This is a genomic window from Mycobacterium ostraviense (assembly GCF_002705925.1).
In the GTDB taxonomy this organism is placed as follows: Bacteria; Actinomycetota; Actinomycetes; order Mycobacteriales; family Mycobacteriaceae; genus Mycobacterium; species Mycobacterium ostraviense.
The window spans coordinates 500,071-521,115 of sequence record NZ_NKRE01000001.1; the positions used below are offsets into that span (position 1 = coordinate 500,071).

Here is a 21,045-nt window from a genome sequence, read left to right on the forward strand (position 1 = left end):
AGGTGCCCTTCGTGAGCGAAATGGTCGGCAGGAGTTCCCCGGGGGTGGGGCGCGACGATCTGCTCAACGCGCGCCCCAACCCGCTCAGCGGTTATTTCTGCGGACGGGCCTGCTCACTCGACCCAGCACCGTTCGGGGTGGTGGGGCTGATCGCGTCGGCTCGGAACGCCACACCACTGCGATCGCCTTGTGCCCATGGGATGGCCACCAACCCCGACACTGAGACTGGTTGCGTGACTGTCACTTTCGGGTCACCTGCGACGGTGACGTTGAGGACTTCACCGCCGGTGTCATCCAACGCCAGCACCTGGGTGGCAAACAGCGGCACCCCGGTGGCGGTGTCGACTTTCGGGCTGCCGGTCTCGAAGTTCAGCCTTGGCTCAGCCGCACGGGTGACGATGAACCGGGTTCCTGACGTATCGATTCTCAAACGCATTGTCCTACTGGTCCTTTCATGATCTGCTTGCACCCGTTTCGAATGCTGGGCACAGTTCACGTGGACACCGGGGACGTAGCGAGGGACATTTACAGGCATTGCCGACACGGCCTCGGACGTTTCAGACACGACCGAGACACACCAGCGGACGTCGCACGGGCATTACCGTCACGGAGTGGCGACGGACCCATGGCAAACTAGGAACCACGCGTAGAGGATGGACAGAATCGACACGGGAAGATGTGCGCTGACACGATGGACGATCACGACGATGCTGAGGCCGTGACGATCCCCAACGAGCGCCTCGCACAGCGGCTACGGGCCAAGGGCCTATCCCACGCACGGTTCGCCACTGCCGTGGGTGTGGATATCAAGACAGTGCGACGCTGGCTGGCCGACAGTGACTACAAGGTCCGAGAACACAACGCCCACCGGGCCGCCGATGTGCTCGACTGCACCCCGTACGACCTGTGGCCCAACCAATACCCGCCCTCCACTGCGCACCCACTGGCGACAACGTCATCGGGTGGGCCGTTCACCGCGACGCTGTATGCCAGCCGCACCCAGCTACCGATCACCGCATGGCAGCAGCATTTCGCCGACGCCACCACCAGCATCGACATCCTCGTCCTGGCCGCCACGTTCCTCTTCGACACCCTCGACGGATTCCTCGACACCCTCCTCGGCGCCGCCGCCCGCGGCGTTGCAGTGCGATTTCTCGTTGGTAACCCCGACACCGCCACCACGATCCTGCGCGGTCAAGACGAGGGGATCGGTGAAGCCGTCATCGCCCGATGCCGCACCTCCGTCGAACTGCTCACCCCCCACGCCGGCACCCCAGGACTGAACATCCGCACCCACGACACCACGCTCTACACGTCGATCTTCCGCGTCGACGATGCGATGATCGTCAACTTCCACATCTACGGCTCACCCGGACGCAACAACCCCGTCCTCGTGCTATCGCGCCACCACGAACCCCGCCTCTGGGCCACCCTCGAACAGGCCTTCACCCAGGTATGGGACAACGCCACACCCCTGACCGCGAAAGGCTGAACCCATCGATGCGCACCGACTACTACAACGACCCCAACGCCCCGCAGCCCAACAGTGTCGTCCCCTCGGCTTCGGCCATCGTCACTGACGAACAGGGACGCATCCTGCTCATCAAACGCCGCGACAACACCCTGTGGGCGCTACCCGGCGGTGGACACGACATCGGCGAAACCATCGCCGATACCGCGGTACGCGAGGTCAAAGAAGAAACCGGGCTTGACGTCGAAGTCACCGGACTGGTCGGTGTCTACACCAACCCGCAGCACGTGGTCGCGTTCTCCGATGGTGAAGTCCGCCAACAGTTCTCGCTGTCCTTCACCACCAAGGTGCTCGGCGGAACCCTGGCGATCGACGATGAAAGCACCGAAATCGCCTGGACCCATCCCGACGACATGACCGGCCTGGACATGCACCCATCGATGCGGCTGCGCATCGACCACTACCTGCAACACCGCGACGCTCCCTACCTCGGCTGATCCGCGAGCAGTAAGGGCGGCTACTTCCAGGCGCGTACCCGTCCTACTGTCGCCAGCAACTCGTCGCGACCTGCGTCGACCGCCCGGTGCACCGGATCCTCGGGCCCGTAGCGCGCTAACACGTCGCTCAGGCGATCCTGCGGAGGTATCGGTAACCCGTCAGGTCCGGTCGTGAGATCGCAAAAGGTCAACGCATCCAGAACATCGCTGGGTGGATCGCCGAACGCCGATAAACCCGACACGCCTCGCTCAGCAGCCTCCGCGAGCGCACCGGTGTGAAACGCCACCAACGACGCGACCAATTCCCCAAAACCCGCCCACCGGGCAAACTTCGCGCCGTCGAGAGGATGAAACTCGGTTTGGCGCACCGACGGTGCGTAGCCGATATCGTGCAGCCACGCCGCCGCCACCAAGCAGTCCGCTGTGTCCGCATCGAAACGTCGACTCAACCGCTCGGCAGCCGCCGCGACACCCCGCACATGCGCCAACCGCGGCAACCCAGCCAGCCGTGCCTCCGCCTCTCGCCGTGCACGCTGCGTCAGAACCCCGCTCACAACCGCCAGCCTACGAGTCCCACCGCCACTGTGCAGGCCCATAGCTGATGGCCGTTGCAGCATTCGTCTCCGAAGCCCGTAGAAATCCGGCGGCTACCTGCGGGCTTCGCTACGCTCGCTCTGCTCCCGTCCGCTGGCGCTCCCGTCCGCGCCGCTCCCTACGCTTCGCCCTCCGTCCGCCGCCAACACCAGCCCGCGCAGACATCCAGTGCCCGCATCTCAATGCCCACCACACCCTGGCAGCACGACCAGCCTCACTGTCCTCGCCCCCGCCGCATCGAGACGCCGCGCGCAGCAGGCGCGACCGATGCCCGCCTGACCGCCTTGACCTGCGGTGTGATAACTTTCCTTACTGCTATCAAGGACGAGACCACGCGGCGCATCGTCCGGCCGAACTGTACATGTATTTCACCAAATCGTTCGAGAGCGCAGGCCTGCCGAAATGTAGGCAATTCGGCTCGCACCCGATTGGGAATCCCGGTCAATAGAGGTATGACGGGTATGGCTGAGCCGTCGGTAGCGCCATCGCTATACCGGTAGGTACAGTCGCTGAGTGACCATGACCGCAGCCACGGTTTCGGAAGACGAGGGCGCTTTGGTCGCTGCACTTCGCGCCGGCGACCATCGAGCTTTTGCTCGGTTGGTCGATCGTCACACTCCGGCGATGCTGCGGGTGGCACGTGGCTACGTGCCGAGTGAGCAGCATGCCGAGGACGTCGTGCAGGAGACGTGGATCGCGCTCCTCAAGGGCTTGGACAGATTCGAGGGACGGTCGTCCCTACGTACTTGGCTTTTTACGGTTCTTGTCAATATCGCCAAGACTAGAGGGCTCAAGGAACGCAGGCACGTCGACACTCAGATCAAAGCGTTCACCGGCGGCACAGTTGACCCCGAGCGGTTCCGTGCTGCTGGCGACGAGCTACCCGGGCACTGGAAGGCGGAGGAGACACCGACTCCTTTCCCGGACACCCCTGAGGGCTCGGCTCTCAGCAGAGAACTCACCGACGTCGCCAAGCGCAATCTCGATACCTTGCCTGAGCGTCAGCGCATTGTCGTGACGATGCGCGACATGCTCGGTCTCGATTCCGATGAGGTCTGTGCACTACTCGAGATCAGCGCTGCGAACCAGCGGGTATTGCTTCATCGTGGCCGTGCGGTCATTCGAGAGGCTCTCGAAAATTACCTGAAAGATGCGTCGTGAACCCACTCGATTGCAACGAGCTCGTCGAAATTGTCACTGCCTATCTGGACGGCTCACTCGACCTCGAAACGCGGGCGCGCTTCGACGAGCACCTGCTCGAATGCGACGGATGCGATAACTACCTGCAGCAGTTTCGGGTCACTATCAGCACGGTCGGCCGGATCCGTGAAAGCGAGTTGGCACCGGAATTCCGCGCGCAACTACTTGAGGCTTTCAAGGATTGGCGGTGACGCCCTTTTACAACCACAGAGTGCCACCTGCGGGCCAAATGAAGCAGTCCCGGCGCCTGGCAAGCACGCGCGATCGTGCGGGGATGGCGCCACAGTTGTTGGTAGGCGCTATTTGACTCGGGCATCGGCTTGCGAAGGTCGCAGCGGGCTTCGTCCCGAGTAACTTGACCAAACCTATTCGTGCGCAACTATTTGCATGCTTACGCTCTTGGTCAGCGGCATTGGTGTATGGTGAGCCTCCCCGGTTTCAGTGGACACCCGAGATAGCGGGGCACGGGGTTCCGCTGGGAGGATGTGGGTATGTCCAGGACTCGTCGGTCGTTCACGGCGGAGTTCAAGGCTCAGGCCGCTCGGCGGGCGATTGATGGTGGCCCAGCCGGTCGCCGAGATCGGCCGGGAGCTCAATGTTCACGAGCACCTGTTACGTAAATGGGTGGCGGCCGAAAGGCTCCGGGACGGCGCTGCCACCGATGCGCACAGGGTTCCACCGGATGGTGGCTGACCGCGATCGAGCGTGCCGAGTTGGCACCCGGTTCCGTACGGGGATCGCCGAGAAGGAACGCGATATCGCGTTCGTGAGAAAAGTATCGGCGTACTTTGCGGCACAGCAACGCAGTCGTTTCGAGCTCATCGCCGCGGGGTTCGGGCTACCTGTGGGCGGTTCCGGCGCACCACGGTGCCCGGTCGGATGCGCATTCGCGCAAACTATCCTGTCACCACTTCTGTACCGGACATTAATCCGCACGACGCCAACGGGACGCAATGGGCTCATGCGATGAAGCGTTCGCGGCCCATGATCCGCGCTTCGGGCTCGTGGGTGACTCAGCGGTCGCCGATGATCGAGGATGCTGGTGAAAGCTGGGAATGATTACTGTCACGGAGTCGCCCGGTGGTGCGAATGTCCACTTCGGAGCGGAGAGTGCGGTGCACTGGACACCTGCTGGCGATCTCCATGAGCCTGTCGCGTTGGATGGCGCTCAGTGGTCCCTGCAACATAATGTGGCGTTCAATGCGATCGATGAACCCTTTCGTTTTGTCGAGCTCGGCACAGTCCTGCGCGTGGACACGGGAATGGCGGGCATCGACAACCACGCTTTCCAGTGGCCATCGTTTGCGTTCGGCGTACATCCTGATCGTCATCGACGTACAGGCTCCCAACGCGGCGAGCAATAGGTCGTACGGGGTGGGGCCCATGTCGTCGCTGATCGGACGAGGTTCATCCGCAACAAGGCGGTGCGAGCCGACCGTGATGTCCTGGGTGAGACTTCCCGCATCACCCCGCTCTGCGACCCGTACGACACCGTCGTCACTAGGCGGAGGGCCGCTGCGAGTCAGAGCTGTGCTCGCATGGTGCTTCAGGTAACGGCCAGCCCAGGCAGCTATCACAGTAGCGGCGTACTCGGCGTCGTCGCGGCAGCTGAGCAGATGATCAGCGCCGTCAAGTGCGACAAAGGATTTAGGGTGCCGCGCGATGTCGAAGATCTCTCGGGCATTGTCGACTGAGACCACCTGGTCGGTCGGCGAGTGCAACACTAGGAGTGCAGCGTCGGCCGCTCGGATACGTTCCCGCTGGGGCTGTGCTGCGATGTCGTCGAGGAACTGCCGCTGCAGACGGAACTCGCGACCGGCGATAGATATAGTCGCCTCACCTGCCGCGATGTCGTCGCGTGACTGGCGCAGCAGGCCCGCTACGTGACCGGGATCTGCCGGTGTACCAATAACGGCAATGGCATTGACATCATTGATTCGCGACGCCGCCGCAAGCACCGCAGCCCCACCGAGGGAGTGCCCAATCAGCATCGTTGGCGCACCGTGGCTCGCTCGCATGAAGTCGGCTGCACACACCAAGTCATCGACATTGGAACTGAATCCTGTCGCGGCGAAGTCGCCCTCGGAGTCCCCCAACCCCGTGAAGTCGAAGCGTAGGACGCCGATACCACTGCCGGTGAGGGCACGAGAGATTCGCGCCGCAGCCGAGTTGTCTTTTCCACAGGTAAAGCAGTGCGCGAATACCGCCCACGTCGTGGGCGGCTGTTCTGGAGTCTCCAGCCGCCCAGACAGCGAACCGCTACTGCCAGCGAACGTCACGCGTTCTGAATTGCTCATCGGGACGACCTCCTCATCGCTAGAACTGGCCGGATGTGTCAGTCCGCCCGCGGTGTCCAGTTCGCGGTGGGCGGGGTCGTAAGCCCGACGAACGCAATACTTGTCCTTCCACTCGGGATCGGCTTGCCAGCAGACCCTGCACACACGGGTGCTCCAGCGCGAGCATCGCCACGCTGAACCCTATAGCACTCTGCGGGACGGCCGAGACTTGTAACGCTTGACCGTCGTCCGCACACTCATTAGTCGCACGTGATAGTACGAAGAAAACCTTGGCCGCGGCACACAATCCGGTCGACCATAAGAAAGCAGGATGAACGATGGCTGTCCAACTGTCCGAGGCACGCGTTCTCATCACCGGCGGAACTAGCGGAATCGGGCGGGCTGTTGCCGTCTCTCTGGCTAGTCACGGTGCCGTAGTGGCAGTGTCAGGCCGGAACGCGGAGCGTGGGCAACAGGTAGTAGGAGAGATCGAGTCCACGGGCGGCAAGGCCGAGTTTCTCAGCAGTGACCTGCACGACGCCGAATCCGCGAGGCTGCTCGCTGCTGAGGCTGTTACACGGCTCGGCCATATCGACGTGCTGGTGAACAACGCCGGCGTCTATCCGTTCGGACCAACCGAATCGATGACCGAAGAAGATTTCACCGCGGTGTTCAATCTCAACGTTCGCGTTCCGTTCTTCTTGGTAGCCGAACTAGCCCCCAAGATGGCCGAACGCGGCAATGGCGTGATCGTCAATGTCACTACGATGGTCGCCGAGTACGGAAACGTCGGAACCAGTCTGTACGGCGCCAGCAAAGCTGCGGTCGTATCCCTCACCAAAACGTGGGCAGCCGAGTACGGACCGCGGGGCATACGGGTCAACGCGGTCAGTCCAGGACCGACATTCACCGAAGGCACCGCAGCTATGGGTGAGGGGCTTCGCAGGCTGGTTGGCCCTGCTCCCGCGGGCCGTCCCGCGCAGGCTGAAGAAATCGCCAACTCGATTGTGTTCTTGGCGAGCGACCAAGCCAGCTACATCCACGGGGTCACCCTCGCTGTAGATGGCGGCCGCACCGCCGTCTGAACACCGGCTAACCGCACAGTCCATGCTGCCATCAATTCCGATCACACGGGAGCCGAATGCAGCGTGCATCGATTAATAAGTGTCCTGCTCATCCCATTGAAATATGAGGTATATCAATATGTCTAGCCGTCGGAACCTGCCTATTCGCGTCGGTGTGCAGCTGTGGCCAGGAGACACCCCTGACTACCGCACCTGGCGCGACGCAGTGATCACCGCTGAACAACTCGGCGTAGACGCAATCTTCGGCTACGACCATTTCCATAAACCCGCAACCGCCCCGACCTCCGACGGGTTGCCCGAGCTCCTACCCGTGCAGCCCGACGTCAATAATTTCGAAGGCTGGACGTCGCTGGCCTCATGGGGCGAGATCACCTCACGCGCCGAGATCGGCTTGCTCGTAACTGGTGTCGGTTACCGCAATCCGGATCTTCTCGCTGACATGGCCCGCACAGTCGATCACATCAGCGATGGCCGCCTGATTCTGGGGATTGGATCCGGTTGGTATGAAAAGGATTACGTCGTTTACGGTTATGAGTACGGTACCGTCAAGTCACGGATGGACCTATTCGAGCGCAGCCTGAAACGCATAAGCGAGCGGCTCGACAAACTGATACCGGCTCCGACACGCAGCATCCCGATTCTCATCGGCGGCATGGGGGTGCGCCGCACGCTGCCTTTGGTGGCACGGTACGCCGACATCTGGCATACGTTCGCCAGCCCCGCCGAGTACCGGCGTAAGAATGCACTGCTTGGCGAGTTGGCACAGGTAGTAGGGCGCGATGAGTCGGCGATTGAACGCGCAGTGCACTGGACAGGCCGCGCCGACGCCGACGCATTTGCGAGTATGGGGGTAACGTTCTTTACCACTGAAATCCACCCGGATGCAGACGGATTCGACTTTCGCGAACTCAAAGATATGATCCACTGGCGCGATACATACAGCTAGACTGGGTCAGCTCACCGCGACCCTCGCGGGCCGCCCGTGTCCGCGCTACCCAGCGTGCCCTCATACGCGCTCAGGTCACGAGCAACCTGGGCGATCCGGCTTACCCGTTTCTTCGACGATCTGGACCGCACCCTCACGGAACTCCTAGTCGTACTTCTTCCGTTTCTCTGGCATCTCGACCCCTATTGTCGATGCCTCCACGCTCTCGGGGAACTTCACCGAGCTAGTCCGCCGGCAATCTGGGCATCTACCCGGTCACCCTTCTCAGTGGACCAAGCAAAACGACATCGAACACCAAGTGCGCCAAGGTGTCCCGACGAGGGAGCCCCCGCACCAAGTCGGTCCCTGATACGGCTGACCGGCATCTACACTTGCCCGGACCAGAGTGGCTCCAACGTCCACTGCGGTGCGGTCACAGTCGATTATCTGGTCAGCCCCTGCTACAGCATCTCGTTCCAAATAAGTTGCAGGTCAATGCTATATGTCCAACACCGCAGCATCGAAGGCTGTTGCACTGCTGCGCTGTCATCGACAGGGTCAGTCGCAGCATCGTCGGCTGACCGATAGCCTCGAAGGCGATTGCCACCTTGGTGGTCAAATCATTAGACATGGCCATCAGCGACGGCCGCCCAGCCTCAGGCATGTCCTTGCTGATCACGAAACACCCTCCACTTCACGGGTTTCGGATGAAAGATCCGGGTGGCTAGACTGGGTCTGTCGTTTGGATCGATTGGGATGACCTTGGCAGTCTCTTGGGCACGCTCAGCAGCCGAATGTGAATCCGCAGGGCACCATTGCCTTGACGGCTGGCTCAGCGAACGGAGTGCGAGGTTCAGAAGGAGCCGTCGTCTTGGTCGTCGTCTCGCCGAGTGTCATTCTGATGCTGGGCGATTCAGCTCCAGCATCGCTAGCAGAATCCTCAGCTGTCGCCGTTGCGGCGAATACTATCGCAGCGACGCACGCCGACCCGGCAAGTAGCAGCTGGGCGACTTTCGCTGGGCGCCGCGTCAGTTGCGGCCCTCGCAGATTAATTGCCGATCGGAGCGTCACTCCTACGATTCTAATCCAGATATCGCGATATCGCTATATCTAGGAAGGTGGTATTAGGGCGTCTTAGTCTCGATTTCCGTCCAAGGCGATGGTCGCCGGACTCCGGGTCGCAGTTGACGGGGTCAGGCTTGTGGGCGGGTCGCGGTTGCTGGTCTCGTGGCGCCGGGTGGGACGGGCTTCCCAGTGCCAGAGGGCCTTTCGGTTGATCGGTCATAGGCGGTCCAGTGTGGGCCGAAGGCGCCGCGGGGCGCTCTCAGCCGAACTGACGGTGGGCCAGCGGTTTGCTCATCGCTGACCAGGCCCGCTTGGATGGCGTGGCGGTGCGCGGGGTGGATGAGCACGTCTGGCGGCACGGGCCGTAAAGCCGCGTACACCGGTTACTGCCACACTCACAGCGCAGGCACCGTCGTACGGCTAGATGGCTATCAGTGCTGGTGCTCGTTGCGCGTTAGCCAAGCGGGCATGTCAACGATGGAGTCCAGAGTGGTTTCTGCGGGATGTGTCTGGGTAAGGTCGATTTGGTCGGCATACATGCCGGTGCGTACCTGGATTGTGTGTGCGCCTACCGCGTTTCCCATGGCAATATCGTTGGCGGGTTGGTCGCCGATCAGCCAGAGTGCGTTCGGCTTGACGGGCACGCTCGCTGCGGCGGATCGCAGAAATTCTGGTGATGGTTTGCCGAGGAGTTTGCTGGTGACGCCGGTGGCGTGCTCAAGCGCTGCCGTGATCGCACCGGTGTCGATATGGTTGCCGTCGGGGCGTTTTCGATACTTCCCTCTTTGGAGTGCTATAAGGGTCGCACCGCGCTCGAGAGCGCGAAACGCCAAGTCGAGTAGCTGATGCGTTAGCGTGTCGTGAGTGTTGCCGACGACGACATGGGTGATCGCACCGCCGGCGTGGCGGTAGGGGGCAAATGTCGGAAGCAAGGCGCTTGACACCACCGGCAATACGTTGATCCGGCCGCGCGTTGCTTCAAAGAGTTGCAGGGCAGCGGATACGGGGGTGAAAACTTCGCCGACACGAACGTCGAATCCGCGCTCGCGCAGTGTTTCTTGGAGGGTCTGTGGTGGCACAGTATCGGTGTTGGTGAGAAAACGGAGCGTGCAACCCATGTTTCGGAGTCTTGTCACAGCCTCAGGCGCGCCGGGAACGAGCTCGTCACCAACGTATAGCGTACCGTCCAGGTCGCTGAATACGACAGGCGTTGGCGTCATCGATACTCCGCGAAATGACTGACCTGCCGCATGTGCCGGATGTATCGAGAACGTTCGGGAAGAGCGATTGGGGCGGCGCCGATCTGTTTGTCAGAACTTGGTGACATAGTGGAGTTGCCTCTGTAACGGTATGGCGTTGACGTGGATGCCGGGCTGGGCTGCGCGAAGCAATATCAAGCCGTCTCAGTTAATGATGGTAGCCCCGCGTCCTTGCGTGTTCAGTTAAAAGTGAAATGACGGCTGTAGCTTTTACCGCAGGCTATTACCTGGCTGGCTCGTGCTCAGTTGGTCAGCGAAGGAGAGCGCGCAGCGGTTAAATCAGCGCATTCAAGGCTTCCAGCAGCGACTCAATATTCTTTTCGTGCCTTTTGTAGTACGTCCAGGGCCCGATCCGTCGGGAGGTTACCAATTGCGCGCGTTGCAGAACTGCCATATATGACGACACTGTCGACTGTGATAAGCCGACATGCTTTTGAATGATACTCACGCACACGCCGACTTCTTGTGGATCGATACCCTGTTCGGGAAAATTTTTTCGCGGATCCTTGAGCCAACTGAGTATCGTTAATCGGGTAGGGTTATCGAGGGCTTTCAATGCCTCGTTGACATCAATACTTATTGAATTCTGGGAATTAGTACGTTCAGGTGAAGTGCTCAGCATTTTATGATCCCTTTCGTGGTCATGCTACGCGGGTGGGCCGCCGATCTGACGGATGTTGCACAGTAGTTAGTAAACGTGGGCCTACATCCAGTGGCGGCGTTGCTAGTTCGACACACCGGGAGCTGGAGAACGGACATGTTGCGGATCCTGTCGTGTATAGGGACTAGCGTACCTGCGAGTTTGTGCCGATGCGCTGGGTAGTTGGCCAGAACGCTGCGCGGCCCATCGGTGATCGTCGTCGGCGCATGTCGTACCTCGTTGGCGGCTTCGCGGTTGGGTCCGCATGAAACGTTTCTCGTAGGCGGTTCGGCTGGGCCGCGGAGCGTCCGAGGTGCGACTCGTCTTGCCGTGCAGCCTGATCGACTGCACGGCAAGACGTGGTTCGGTTACTAGCTACGGTAGGTGGGGTAATCGGTGTAGCCTTTCTCGGTGCCGCCGTACATGGTGCTCGGGTCCGGGGTGTTGAGCGGCCAGTCGTTGGCGATCCGTTCGGGCAGGTCTGGGTTGGCGATGAACGGTCGGCCGAAGGCGATCAAGTCGGCCCAGCCAGCCTCAATGGCACGGACTGCGCGTTCGGCGGTGTACTTGCCCGCCAGTAGGATGGTTCCGCTGAAGTTTTCGCGCACTGCGACACGGAAGCTTTCCGGCATTTCGGGAGCGTTGTCCCAGTCGGCCTCAGCCAACGACACATATGCGATGCCAACCTCTTCGAGGATCTTTACCGCCTCGATGTAGGTCTCATGGGGGTCATCTTCAACCAGGCCAAGGTAGACACGGTCTTCGCCAGTAGTGGTGAACAATGGCGAAAACCGCACACCCAGACGGTCTTTACCGACGACGCCGGCAACTGCCTCGACCACCTCGCGCAGGAACCGGAGGCGATTCTGCAGGGAACCGCCGTATTCGTCGTTGCGGTGGTTGGTATGGGTGGACATGAACTGGTTGACCAAGTACCCGTTGGCTGAGTGGATTTCCACCCCGTCGAATCCGGCGTCGAGAGCATTGCGCGCGGCGTCGGCGTAGAGCTGCACGACGTCTTTGACCTCGCCGGTCGTCAGAGCCCGCGGCGGCGACGGCGGCGCCAGCGCTCCGGCTCCCGGGCCCGTTTCCACGAAAACCTTCACGGCGTCCGCGGTGATGGCCGACGGGGCGACCGGTGCGCCGGCGTCGGGCTGCAACGAGGTGTGCGACACCCGTCCCACATGCCAGAGCTGGTTGAAGATCACCCCACCGGCGGTGTGAACCGCATCGGTGACTTTGCGCCAACCCGCAACCTGTTCAAGGTTGTGGATCCCGGGTGTCCAGGCGTAGCCCTGCCCGCGCGGTTCGATCTGCGTACCTTCGGTCACCATGAACCCGGCGCCACTGCGCTGCGTGTAGTAATCCGCCATGAGTTCGTTGGGTACGTTGCCGGGCTGCGAACTGCGCGAACGGGTCAACGGGGGAAGAACGATGCGATTCTTGACCTCATAGGGGCCGAGCTTGGTAGCGGTGAACAGCACTGAGTCTTTCATTTCTTTTCTTTCCGGTGTTGGTGTGATGGTTTAAATCTTGTGCAGCGATGGGATACGCGATTTAGAACAGTCCGCGCGGAGCTTCGTTCATGCTCACGTAGATGTTCTTCTTGTGGGTGTACGCGTCAAGCATGGATTTGTAGGCTTCGCGGCCCAGGCCGGATTTCTTGTAGCCCCCGAAAGGTGCATGCGCAGGGATCTCATGGGCGGTGTTCACCCACATCCGACCGGTCTCCACCGCGCGTGCCACGCGAAGTGCACGGTTGATGTCTTGGGTCCACACTGTGCCGGCGAGTCCGTATTCTGAGTCGTTGGCCAAGGCGATAACTTCATCCTCGTCCTTGAATGGGATAACAACGAGAACGGGGCCGAAGATCTCTTCCGATGCAACGCGCATATCGTTGCGCACATCGACCAATATTGTCGGCTCGACAAAGAATCCGGAATCGTAGTCCCCGCCAGTGAGCCGGCGACCACCCGTCAAAACCGTGGCACCTTCAGCACGACCGGTTTCTACATAGCCCAACACGCGCTCCAGCTGGGCTTTGCTGATCAACGAGCCCACCTGGGTGTCTGGTGAGAGGGGATCCCCCACGCGGGCCGTGGTGAACTTGGCTTTTAGTTCGTCGATAAAACGGTCGTAGATCGACTCGTGAATGAAGAGGCGAGCTCCGGATTCGCAGGCTTGGCCTTGATTCCATAGAATCGCCAGGGCTGCCCCCTCGACGGCCTTGTCCCAATTCGCGTCGGGGAAAACGATATTCGCCGATTTGCCGCCCAGCTCCAGCGTTGCTGGTACCAGTCTTTTGGCTGCGGCTTCGGCGACGGTGTAGCCGACTCGGGTGGAACCGGTGAATGCCAGCTTCTGTACCGTCGGGTGATCCAGCACGGCCTGGCCGGCAACCGGCCCTGTGCCGGTGACGATGTTGACGACACCGGGGGGAAGAACTTGCGCGAAAATCTTTGCCAGTTCGGAAATGCTGACCGGCGTCATCTCCGATGGCTTGATCACCACGGTGTTCCCTGTGGCGATTGCCGGGGCAATCTTCCAGGCTGCCATCAACAACGGAAAGTTCCAGGGGATCACCTGACCAACCACACCAAGCGGTTCGCTCAGCACGAGGCTGAGGGTCTGTTCATCAAGCACGGCCGCCTCGTCTGAGTGACTGCGAATCACTCCGGCGAAGTACCTGAAGTGATCAATGGCGATGGGCACGTCGAGAACGCGCGACTCGCGAATCGGCTTGCCCACATCCAGCGACTCCAGGACCGCGAAACGCTCGGCGTCAGCCTCCAGCAGGTCGGCGATCCTGTTCAACGCGTTCGCACGTTCCGTCACCGTGGTCGCCCTCCAGCCCGCAAACGCACGCTGCGCCGCCTGGACCGCGCGATCGACATCAGCGGCTGTTCCACTAGGAATACGAGTCAGCACCTCACCCGTCGCGGGATTGATACTCTCGATCGTCTCCCCGGACTCCGCGTCCACCCATTGGTTGTCGATGAACATTCCGTAGCTGCGGTCCGGAGCATACTGGGACGTGGACATGGCGCGCTTCTCCTTCTGATTGGCGGGCGGGCCGGAAGTACAACCGGCTCAACCTCTTCCGTGATTTCGTTGTTCACCACCCCTGACGACGTGGTGCCACCAACCCTAACCTAGATATCGAGATACGTCAATATCCCAATAGCGCGATATTCAGATGGGCGTAAAGGGGGTGTCTTCCTGCGCTAACACCGCCGGGTCGGCTGGTTGGTGGCCGTCGGTGCGTGACCGTGCTTGAGGTGCGCTCTGCTGCGCGGCTTAACTCGGACGATCCCCACTCAATAGGGACTCGCCGAACTGCGCAGGTTCGACCGTGCCATCCGGCCAGGAACCCGCAGTCGAATGAAATCGGCAACGATACGAAAACCGTGAACCACCCCAGGTTTGACGCGGATCAAACCCGGGGTGGTTCAAAGTGCTTGGGAGGCGGTGCCAAGCCGGCGGTGCGGTGGCCACTTGATCGATTCTCGCGCAGCGTCTACTTCCTGGGCCGAGGTCTGCTGCAACGCCGCAAGCTTGCCGAGCATCGTCGACCTCGTCATGTGCACCATGCCTGTCAGCTCCGGTCGAAAAGTGAGCAGGTAGTTCCGGTTGAAAAGTGAGCACTTCACCTTTCGATTGGAGAGTGATCACTGTGGAGGATTGGGCGGAGATTCGCCGGCTGTATCGGTCGGAGAAGCTGTCGCAGGCTGCGATTGCGCAACATGGTCGGACCATCGCTCCTAGCCGTCGATAGCCTCTCAAGGTCGCCCAAAACTGGAGAGACCCAGCACTGTCTGGTGGCGGTCAGTGCGTTTAGGGTTGCGTTCATCGCCTTGCTCAAAGCAGATTGGTCGCCAAATCTGTTCGGCCGTTAGTTAGTCGCGACACAGCAAATCGGCACTACGAGGGCCGACAGACCACGCCGGCGTTTTCCCTGACAGCGCTGCGCTGCTAAATGGTCCGTGCTTTGCTGGTCGATTGCGCCGACACGGGGCGGATAAGCCGACTTCTGGGGTTACCGCGACTAAAGGAACTTGGCGTCGACGACCGCAGCGCCGCGCGGAAGGGCGTGGGCACCCAAATGGTCGAGGGCGAGACCTCGCAATCCGCGTCGTCGGTCTCGACCCACAAGATCCCCGCAGGAACTATGACGTACGGCACACCCACCTAAACGGAAGCGCTGTAACGCTTTCCGAAGTGCATAGCACTCAGTGGTGTAGTCAACCCAACTAGCAAGGGAGTCATCATGATCGCTACCATCCGCGAGCAGATTCAAGCCGGCGTGCGCCCAGAGTCGCCAGTAGCACGTGGCGGCGCGGGCCTGGCACGGTACGGGCTGGCCGTCGTCATCGCCTGGATCGGCATGCTGAAGTTCACAGAGTACGAAGCCAACGGCATCGCGCCATTCGTGTCGAACAGCCCTTTCATGTCTTGGCTGTACGACATTTTCTCGATCACCACCTTTTCGTCGCTACTCGGTGTAGTCGAGATCGCAATCGCGGTCTTGCTCGCCGTCAAACCGTGGTTCCCTCGACTCTCAGCGATCGGTAGCCTCATGGCCATCGGCATGTTCGCCACAACACTGACATTCGTGCTCAGTACGCCTGGTGCATTCGAAGCATCAGCAGGAGGTTTCCCGGTGTTGTCGTCGACTGGTCAGTTCCTGATCAAGGACGTCGCACTGCTCGGAATCTCTGCCTGGACGCTGGTCGATGCACTCACACGCCGCTGAGGCCGAAGCCGCCCTCGTCACCTCGCTTCGTGCGGGTGACGAGGGCGGCTTCGTGCAAGTTGTCGACTTGCAAGCCCCACGACGCCACGCCTCGCACGCGACTACGTCAGGACACCAGATCGCCGAAGGCCCCCTACAGGAAGGCCTCTTACACAAAGGAATCGGCTCTTCCCAGGATCAGTCACCTCGGTTCACAGAGCTGTCTGCGAACTTTCATAGGAGGAAAGGTCGCAGTCCCTTGACGACGAGAAACTGGACGAGGAGTCGGAGCAACGAAGCCATCCTCGGGAATTTTTCCTCAAGCACCGGGGAGCATGGTCGCCGGCGAGCCGGTCGCTCATGCACTACATGAAAGGATGCAGACAGATGAGATGCAACGAACTCGCCGAACTACTCACCGAATACCTGGACGACTCGCTCGGTTCGAGCGACCACGTGAGGCTCGAAACGCACCTGTCCGAGTGCGCCGGATGCGCAAACTATCGCACTCAATACATATCGACGATCGCAATCTTGAATCAGATCCCCGTGGCCGGCTTCAAGCGCACGCTGCGCGATACGTTATCGGCGCACTTACACCAACGGCGCCGCTGAGCTTCGCAGGGCAACCGAGTTCAGCTCAGCAACAATGGATACACCAACTTTGCTGCCGTCAGCGCCCATCGGTCTTTAGGTGGCTTGCGCCAACTCAGCCACCGCTTGATCGGTGGTCCAGATAGCTGAGGCGAGGAATCGGAAATTAATCAGGGCAGCCAAGTATCCGTCGCCTTCGGGCAACCGTGCACCCGCAGTCGCGTCACGGATGACGACAACCTCGAAACCCTGTTCGATCAGCTCGCGCAAATGGCTTTCGGTGCACAGATTCGCGGCCATTCCAGCCAGAAGAACCTGGGTCACACCGCGTTTGCGAAGCTGAAGTACGAGATCGTTGGACTGCGGACCCACGATTTTATGGGGAGAAGCGACCACCGTCTTTCCGTCCAGGATGCGGTTCTTGTACCGCTCGAGATAGTCCGCGCCCGAACCGTCGAACCCTTCCAGCTGCAGCGGATGCGTCCGCGCGAACATGCCGACACTGTGCATGAAGCGCTCAAGCGGTCCGGCGAATTGCCAGTCCTGATCGGATGGATAGTAATAGTGCGGAGAGATCGCAACCGTGATCCCCGCGCTCTTGGCAGCTGACAGTAGTTGGTCGATGTGCTCGACAGTGCCGTTGTCTTCGACGCTGGCGCCGAACACCGACCATGTTGCACCATCGGGGCTGAGAAAGTCGTTCTGCGGGTCAGTCACGACGAGCGCAGCGTGCGTCACGTCAAGCTGGAAGCCAGATGGCGGAAGTCCGGGCTCTGCGGGCTCGTCGTACACGGATGAAGTCGACATTGGATGGGAGTCCCTTTCCTATCGGGCGCTAGTGCGCGACACACGGCAGCGCCCGGAAAGTATAAATAGACGACCGGTCGGATATCAACAAGTCCGGCCTTTCGGACCTCGATGATGGAGGCGGGACTTCAGGACGTGCCGACCAAACCCACCAACTGCGGCAAGGTTATTCGTGAGAAACGGTCGTATGGAGCGCGGGTGCGATCGATCCTGGCGCGAAGCACTGCCCCTTCCCACGCTTCGATAATCAAACCTGCGACTTCGCGACGCCGTTGAGGCGTTCCCTCTGTGAAAACAGCGGCCAGTTCGTGCTCCCAAGCACAAACAATGCCGCGTAGCTTTTCGTGGACCGACGCACTGGTGGCTGAGACTTCGAGCGCGAGATTGCCAATTAGGCAGCCGCGCATAAAGGTATGGCGCTCGTGCTCGTCGGCAATCACCGCGAAGTAGCGTTGCAGGCGGCGAACCGGTCTCCCGCGACCTAGCAGCAAGGATCCGGACCGGTCCTGAAGTTCGAGCCAGTACTGTTCTAGCACTGCGACAACAAAGGCTTCTTTGCTCTCGTAGTACGTGTAGAACGCCGCCTTCGGTACGTGGGCACGATCGGCAATTTCCTTGACACCTGTCGCGTTGACGCCACGGGCATAGAAGAGCTCGAGTCCACTAGCGAGTAACCGTCTGCGGATATCCGGGTTCCCCGGGCGAGGCACAGGAGCAGAGTAACTGACCGAACAAGGACCTTGGCCGTGCACGGCACCAACTCGACCACGCGCGTCCAGACGCACATATCCGGTCAAGTGAGCATTTTTGGTGCGCCATTGCGTAGCGCGAACTCACCGGGCGCTGAACGCGCCCGTGGACATTTAGAGACAGTCGGTCTAATCTCATCACCATGAGCGCTCCCATTGTCCGGCCTCGTCGTGGACGGCCGCCAAAAGTCAGCCGTGACCACGAAGACACGCGGGGAGCATTGCTTCGCTGCGGGATGGAAATCCTGACTGCGCAGGGCCTCACTGCGACAGGTATTGAATCGGTGCTCAAGCGCGTCGATGTACCGAAGGGCTCGTTTTATCACTACTTCGACAGCAAAGACGCATTCGGTCTGGAGGTGCTGCAGAGCTACGCGGAGTATTTCGCGCGCAAACTTGATCGCTGGCTGTTGGACGACAGTCTGCCACCACTGCAACGTCTGACCCTTTTCGTCGAGGACGCGAAAGCCGGAATGGCCAGACACAGGTTTGATCGTGGATGCCTTGTTGGCAATCTTGGGCAAGAAGTTCGGACACTTCCCGAGAGCTATCGCACGAAACTCGAAGAAACACTTGAGGACTGGGAGCAGCGCTTACAGGATTGCCTGCGACTGGCCGTTGACGTAGGAGATCTTCCGGCCGACACCGACTGCGCCGCGCTATCACGGTTCTTCTGGATCGGTTGGGAGGGAGCGGTATTGCGCACCAAACTCGCTCGGACAGTCGAACCGCTCGACGTGTTTTTCAGTGGATTCCTCGCATGTGCCCGCGCGTAGGAGAAGGGAATACGATGTTCAGCGCGATTGTGGTTGAGAAGACCAACACGGACTACCGTGCGGAAATGCGGCGGCTCGGCAGCGACGACCTACCTGAGGGGCAAGTGACCGTCCGGGTCGCATACAGCAGCCTCAATTACAAAGACGCCCTGGCCATCACCGGTAGGGGCCCCGTCGTCCGTCGCTTCCCGATGGTCCCGGGAATCGACTTAGCCGGCGTCGTTGAGGCCAGCAATGACGCGCGCTACAAACCCGGTGATCACGTTCTGGTGAACGGTTGGGGACTGGGCGAGACCCACTGGGGAGGGCTTGCACAGATCGCTCGGCTCCAGGCGGACTGGCTAGTGCCACTCCCCCCCTCGTTCACCGAGGCGCAGGCCACTGCCATCGGCACTGCGGGCTATACAGCGATGCTTTGCCTGATGGCACTCGAACAACACGGGGTCACCCCTAGCGACGGCGAAGTACTCGTCACCGGTGCCAGTGGCGGCGTCGGAAGCATCGCGGTCACGCTGCTCGCGAGCAACGGCTACACGGTCGTCGCGGCAACCGGCCGCCTCGCTGAGGCAGACTATCTGCGGAGGTTGGGTGCGGCTACGGTGATCGACCGAGCCGAACTCGCCGAACCGGGCCGCCCCTTGGGCAGCGAGCGCTGGGCCGGCGCTATCGACTCCGTGGGCAGCCACACACTGGCCAATGTGTGTGCCACTACCAGTGCCGAGGGAGCCGTCGCCGCGTGTGGCATGGCTCAAGGCATGGAATTCCCAAGCACTGTTGCGCCATTCATCCTGCGCGGAGTGAGCCTGTTGGGTATCAACAGTGTCACGCAGTCCCACGCCAAACGCGTCACAGCGTGGGGCCGGCTGAGCAGCGACCTCGACACCGGACACCTAGGCGAGATCAGCCACGAGATCGGCCTCACTGACGCTATCTCCACTTCAACAGATCTTCTTGAGGGCCGAGTGAGGGGCCGCATCATCGTTGACGTGAATCGCTAACTCCCCTTTGCTGGAGCAGTGCGGGATAGTCGCTAGCTGACGGGTTATCTGCACGATAGGCACGTGCTCTCCCGCAGCATGCGATCAGCACAACCGAGGGGCCGCCAGCTCGCCAGTAACTGTCGTGCCGGACTCGGCCGAGTAGGAAATACCTTGATCGCCGCTTATAACGCCCACCACACACGACGACAGAAGGAGCAGCATTCATGACACGAGTTCTTGTACTTGGTGCCGGAGGCAGAATCGCGCAAATCGTAGTACGCGAACTGCTCCACGACGAGAGCGTGAATCTCACCCTCTACCTACGGAACGACCAACGCTTGCACGACTTGCCCGACCTCCGCGCAACGGCAGTAGAAGGTGATGTCCTTAACGGAAGTCTCCTGAAACAAGCGGTCGCGGGACAAGACATCGTCTATGCCAACCTTGGCGGTAAAGATATCGTGGACCAAGCGCGTGGGGTCGTCACTGCACTTGAGGGCGCTCGCGTGCGAAGGCTCATTTGGATCTCGACGCTAGGGATCTACGACGAAGTCCCCGGCGAGTTTGGCCGTTGGAACCATCGGATGCTCGACGGCGGCTATCTCGAAACCTACGCCGCAGCGGCGAAAGTGATCGAGTCTTCGCGCCTTGACTACACAATCATCAGACCCGCATGGCTTACAGACAAAGACGAAGTGGACTACGAGATCACCCAAAAAGGAGAACCTTTCAAAGGCACCGAGGTATCCCGAAAAAGCATCGCGGCACTCGTCGTACGATTGATTACCGATCCCTCACAAGAACTCCACGGCTCACTGGGAGTAAACAAGCCAGGCACCGACGCCGACAAGCCTGCATGGCAGTAATTCCGGACGCGATCGGGAAGAGCCGTTGGATAGTGGATAGTCCAGGCGCAATGCGAACTCTGGGCATGAGGTCGCAGCCTGCGTCGGGCGGCGTAAGTTCACCCTCGCGGGAGCACTAGACCGCCTAGGTCGAGTACGAGCAGGCCAAGCGGATCGTCATTGGCTGCATGCTCCACAGGCGATGACAACATCTGAAGAGACTTCACTCAGAGGGAGGCGGCACAACCCCATAGATCGTGTACGGGCTTCAGTACGTACGTTGACGCTCACCCAGCTTTGCTCACGCTCACCAGCGCCACACTGGGAGAATGCAGGCAAGAAGCAGGTAGATCAACGACTTGTAACCAACCTGGTACTGCTGTGCCCATATCACCACCGCAGCCACCACCGCGGCGTCATCACCATCACCGGACCCGCTGACGCTTTGACCGTCACCGACACCGACGGCCGATTACTGCGCCCAGGATCGCTGGCGCGCCCACCCACCTGTCTCTTATACACATCTGACGCTGCCGACGACCCCTTACCC

At 60.7% G+C, this 21,045-nt stretch carries 20 protein-coding genes and 1 pseudogene; 12 read left to right on the forward strand and 9 right to left on the reverse strand.

Going from position 1 to position 21,045, the window contains the following annotated elements; all coding sequences use genetic code 11:
* Positions 1-91 precede the first annotated feature (91 nt).
* Positions 92-436, reverse strand: a complete 345-nt coding sequence (locus CDN38_RS02070) for a hypothetical protein (protein ID WP_023870424.1) — start codon at positions 434-436, stop codon at positions 92-94.
* Positions 437-691: 255 nt separating this feature from the next.
* Here CDN38_RS02070 and CDN38_RS02075 point away from each other — a divergent pair, with 255 nt between their 5' ends.
* Positions 692-1,492 (forward strand): XRE family transcriptional regulator, encoded by an 801-nt coding sequence (locus CDN38_RS02075; RefSeq protein ID WP_033720763.1) that lies wholly within the window; start codon positions 692-694, stop codon positions 1,490-1,492.
* Positions 1,493-1,500: 8 nt separating this feature from the next.
* Positions 1,501-1,968, forward strand: a complete 468-nt coding sequence (locus CDN38_RS02080) for an NUDIX hydrolase (protein ID WP_023870426.1) — start codon at positions 1,501-1,503, stop codon at positions 1,966-1,968.
* Positions 1,969-1,988: 20 nt separating this feature from the next.
* Here CDN38_RS02080 and CDN38_RS02085 read toward each other — a convergent pair whose 3' ends face one another.
* Positions 1,989-2,522, reverse strand: a complete 534-nt coding sequence (locus CDN38_RS02085) for an HD domain-containing protein (RefSeq protein ID WP_031354460.1) — start codon at positions 2,520-2,522, stop codon at positions 1,989-1,991.
* 559 nt (positions 2,523-3,081) lie between these two features.
* Between CDN38_RS02085 and CDN38_RS02090 the strand changes: the two genes are divergently transcribed.
* Both CDN38_RS02090 and CDN38_RS02095 read left to right on the forward strand, forming a co-directional pair.
* On the forward strand, positions 3,082-3,723 hold the full coding sequence (locus CDN38_RS02090) for an RNA polymerase sigma factor (protein WP_031354461.1): 642 nt from the start codon (positions 3,082-3,084) through the stop codon (positions 3,721-3,723).
* Positions 3,720-3,953, forward strand: coding sequence for a zf-HC2 domain-containing protein (locus tag CDN38_RS02095; RefSeq protein WP_023870429.1), 234 nt, complete (start codon positions 3,720-3,722; stop codon positions 3,951-3,953). The genes CDN38_RS02090 and CDN38_RS02095 overlap by 4 nt, the downstream gene beginning before the upstream one ends.
* A gap of 822 nt (positions 3,954-4,775) precedes the next feature.
* Here CDN38_RS02095 and CDN38_RS02100 read toward each other — a convergent pair.
* Entirely contained in the window at positions 4,776-6,041 is a 1,266-nt protein-coding gene (locus CDN38_RS02100; protein WP_075362302.1) for a bifunctional alpha/beta hydrolase/OsmC family protein, read from the reverse strand.
* A 335-nt stretch (positions 6,042-6,376) separates the two neighbouring features.
* Between CDN38_RS02100 and CDN38_RS02105 the strand changes: the two genes are divergently transcribed.
* Both CDN38_RS02105 and CDN38_RS02110 read left to right on the forward strand, forming a co-directional pair.
* A complete protein-coding gene (locus CDN38_RS02105; protein ID WP_023870431.1) occupies positions 6,377-7,123 on the forward strand; it encodes an SDR family NAD(P)-dependent oxidoreductase in 747 nt (248 codons plus the stop codon).
* A 103-nt stretch (positions 7,124-7,226) separates the two neighbouring features.
* Positions 7,227-8,069, forward strand: a complete 843-nt coding sequence (locus CDN38_RS02110; RefSeq protein ID WP_225341763.1) for an LLM class F420-dependent oxidoreductase — start codon at positions 7,227-7,229, stop codon at positions 8,067-8,069.
* Between the two features lie 1,475 nt (positions 8,070-9,544).
* Here the strand turns inward: CDN38_RS02110 and CDN38_RS02115 are convergent.
* The 4 genes from CDN38_RS02115 to CDN38_RS02130 all read right to left on the reverse strand — a co-directional run bounded on the left by CDN38_RS02115 (position 9,545) and on the right by CDN38_RS02130 (position 14,054).
* Positions 9,545-10,333, reverse strand: a complete 789-nt coding sequence (locus tag CDN38_RS02115; RefSeq protein WP_031354504.1) for an HAD-IIA family hydrolase — start codon at positions 10,331-10,333, stop codon at positions 9,545-9,547.
* 313 nt (positions 10,334-10,646) lie between these two features.
* Positions 10,647-10,994 (reverse strand): ArsR/SmtB family transcription factor, encoded by a 348-nt coding sequence (locus CDN38_RS02120; protein WP_198041688.1) that lies wholly within the window; start codon positions 10,992-10,994, stop codon positions 10,647-10,649.
* Between the two features lie 389 nt (positions 10,995-11,383).
* The gene (locus tag CDN38_RS02125) at positions 11,384-12,508 is read right to left on the reverse strand and encodes an alkene reductase (RefSeq protein WP_016343720.1); all 1,125 of its coding nucleotides are present in this window, start codon (positions 12,506-12,508) and stop codon (positions 11,384-11,386) included.
* A 61-nt stretch (positions 12,509-12,569) separates the two neighbouring features.
* Positions 12,570-14,054, reverse strand: coding sequence for an aldehyde dehydrogenase family protein (locus CDN38_RS02130; RefSeq protein ID WP_016343721.1), 1,485 nt, complete (start codon positions 14,052-14,054; stop codon positions 12,570-12,572).
* Positions 14,055-15,282: 1,228 nt separating this feature from the next.
* On the opposite strand from CDN38_RS02130, the gene CDN38_RS02140 reads away from it, so the two are divergent.
* Together CDN38_RS02140 and CDN38_RS02145 are read left to right on the forward strand one after the other, a co-directional pair.
* Entirely contained in the window at positions 15,283-15,765 is a 483-nt protein-coding gene (locus tag CDN38_RS02140) for a YkgB family protein (RefSeq protein ID WP_031354506.1), read from the forward strand.
* 366 nt (positions 15,766-16,131) lie between these two features.
* Positions 16,132-16,359 carry an anti-sigma factor family protein gene (locus CDN38_RS02145; RefSeq protein ID WP_033710422.1) on the forward strand — a complete coding sequence of 76 codons (228 nt, stop codon included), beginning with the start codon at positions 16,132-16,134 and terminating at the stop codon, positions 16,357-16,359.
* Positions 16,360-16,434: 75 nt separating this feature from the next.
* On the opposite strand, the gene CDN38_RS02150 is transcribed toward CDN38_RS02145, so the two are convergent.
* Both CDN38_RS02150 and CDN38_RS02155 read right to left on the reverse strand, forming a co-directional pair.
* Complete coding sequence (locus CDN38_RS02150) at positions 16,435-17,130, reverse strand: cysteine hydrolase family protein (RefSeq protein WP_225332317.1); 696 nt, start codon at positions 17,128-17,130, stop codon at positions 16,435-16,437.
* 143 nt (positions 17,131-17,273) lie between these two features.
* The gene (locus CDN38_RS02155) at positions 17,274-17,855 is read right to left on the reverse strand and encodes a TetR/AcrR family transcriptional regulator (protein ID WP_036391083.1); all 582 of its coding nucleotides are present in this window, start codon (positions 17,853-17,855) and stop codon (positions 17,274-17,276) included.
* 182 nt (positions 17,856-18,037) lie between these two features.
* Between CDN38_RS02155 and acuR the strand changes: the two genes are divergently transcribed.
* From acuR to CDN38_RS33485, 4 genes and pseudogenes are all read left to right on the forward strand, one after another.
* The gene (acuR, locus tag CDN38_RS02160; RefSeq protein ID WP_086370962.1) at positions 18,038-18,670 is read left to right on the forward strand and encodes an acrylate utilization transcriptional regulator AcuR; all 633 of its coding nucleotides are present in this window, start codon (positions 18,038-18,040) and stop codon (positions 18,668-18,670) included.
* A 14-nt stretch (positions 18,671-18,684) separates the two neighbouring features.
* Entirely contained in the window at positions 18,685-19,668 is a 984-nt protein-coding gene (gene acuI, locus CDN38_RS02165; protein WP_031354507.1) for an acrylyl-CoA reductase (NADPH), read from the forward strand.
* A 206-nt stretch (positions 19,669-19,874) separates the two neighbouring features.
* Positions 19,875-20,516 (forward strand): SDR family oxidoreductase, encoded by a 642-nt coding sequence (locus CDN38_RS02170; protein ID WP_036391071.1) that lies wholly within the window; start codon positions 19,875-19,877, stop codon positions 20,514-20,516.
* 298 nt (positions 20,517-20,814) lie between these two features.
* Positions 20,815-21,045: pseudogene (locus CDN38_RS33485) on the forward strand (hypothetical protein); the annotation flags it as partial.

What these genes read in the sequence shown, in the direction of transcription:
- CDN38_RS02070 (WP_023870424.1), bottom strand. Translation starts at nt 436, where the DNA reads ATGCGTTTGAGAATCGATACGTCAGGAACCCGGTTCATCGTCACCCGT.
- CDN38_RS02075 (WP_033720763.1), top strand. Translation starts at nt 692, where the DNA reads ATGGACGATCACGACGATGCTGAGGCCGTGACGATCCCCAACGAGCGC.
- CDN38_RS02080 (WP_023870426.1), top strand. Translation starts at nt 1,501, where the DNA reads ATGCGCACCGACTACTACAACGACCCCAACGCCCCGCAGCCCAACAGT.
- CDN38_RS02090 (WP_031354461.1), top strand. Translation starts at nt 3,082, where the DNA reads ATGACCGCAGCCACGGTTTCGGAAGACGAGGGCGCTTTGGTCGCTGCA.
- CDN38_RS02105 (WP_023870431.1), top strand. Translation starts at nt 6,377, where the DNA reads ATGGCTGTCCAACTGTCCGAGGCACGCGTTCTCATCACCGGCGGAACT.
- CDN38_RS02110 (WP_225341763.1), top strand. Translation starts at nt 7,227, where the DNA reads ATGAGGTATATCAATATGTCTAGCCGTCGGAACCTGCCTATTCGCGTC.
- CDN38_RS02115 (WP_031354504.1), bottom strand. Translation starts at nt 10,333, where the DNA reads ATGACGCCAACGCCTGTCGTATTCAGCGACCTGGACGGTACGCTATAC.
- CDN38_RS02120 (WP_198041688.1), bottom strand. Translation starts at nt 10,994, where the DNA reads ATGCTGAGCACTTCACCTGAACGTACTAATTCCCAGAATTCAATAAGT.
- CDN38_RS02125 (WP_016343720.1), bottom strand. Translation starts at nt 12,508, where the DNA reads ATGAAAGACTCAGTGCTGTTCACCGCTACCAAGCTCGGCCCCTATGAG.
- CDN38_RS02130 (WP_016343721.1), bottom strand. Translation starts at nt 14,054, where the DNA reads ATGTCCACGTCCCAGTATGCTCCGGACCGCAGCTACGGAATGTTCATC.
- CDN38_RS02145 (WP_033710422.1), top strand. Translation starts at nt 16,132, where the DNA reads ATGAGATGCAACGAACTCGCCGAACTACTCACCGAATACCTGGACGAC.
- acuR (WP_086370962.1), top strand. Translation starts at nt 18,038, where the DNA reads ATGAGCGCTCCCATTGTCCGGCCTCGTCGTGGACGGCCGCCAAAAGTC.
- acuI (WP_031354507.1), top strand. Translation starts at nt 18,685, where the DNA reads ATGTTCAGCGCGATTGTGGTTGAGAAGACCAACACGGACTACCGTGCG.
- CDN38_RS02170 (WP_036391071.1), top strand. Translation starts at nt 19,875, where the DNA reads ATGACACGAGTTCTTGTACTTGGTGCCGGAGGCAGAATCGCGCAAATC.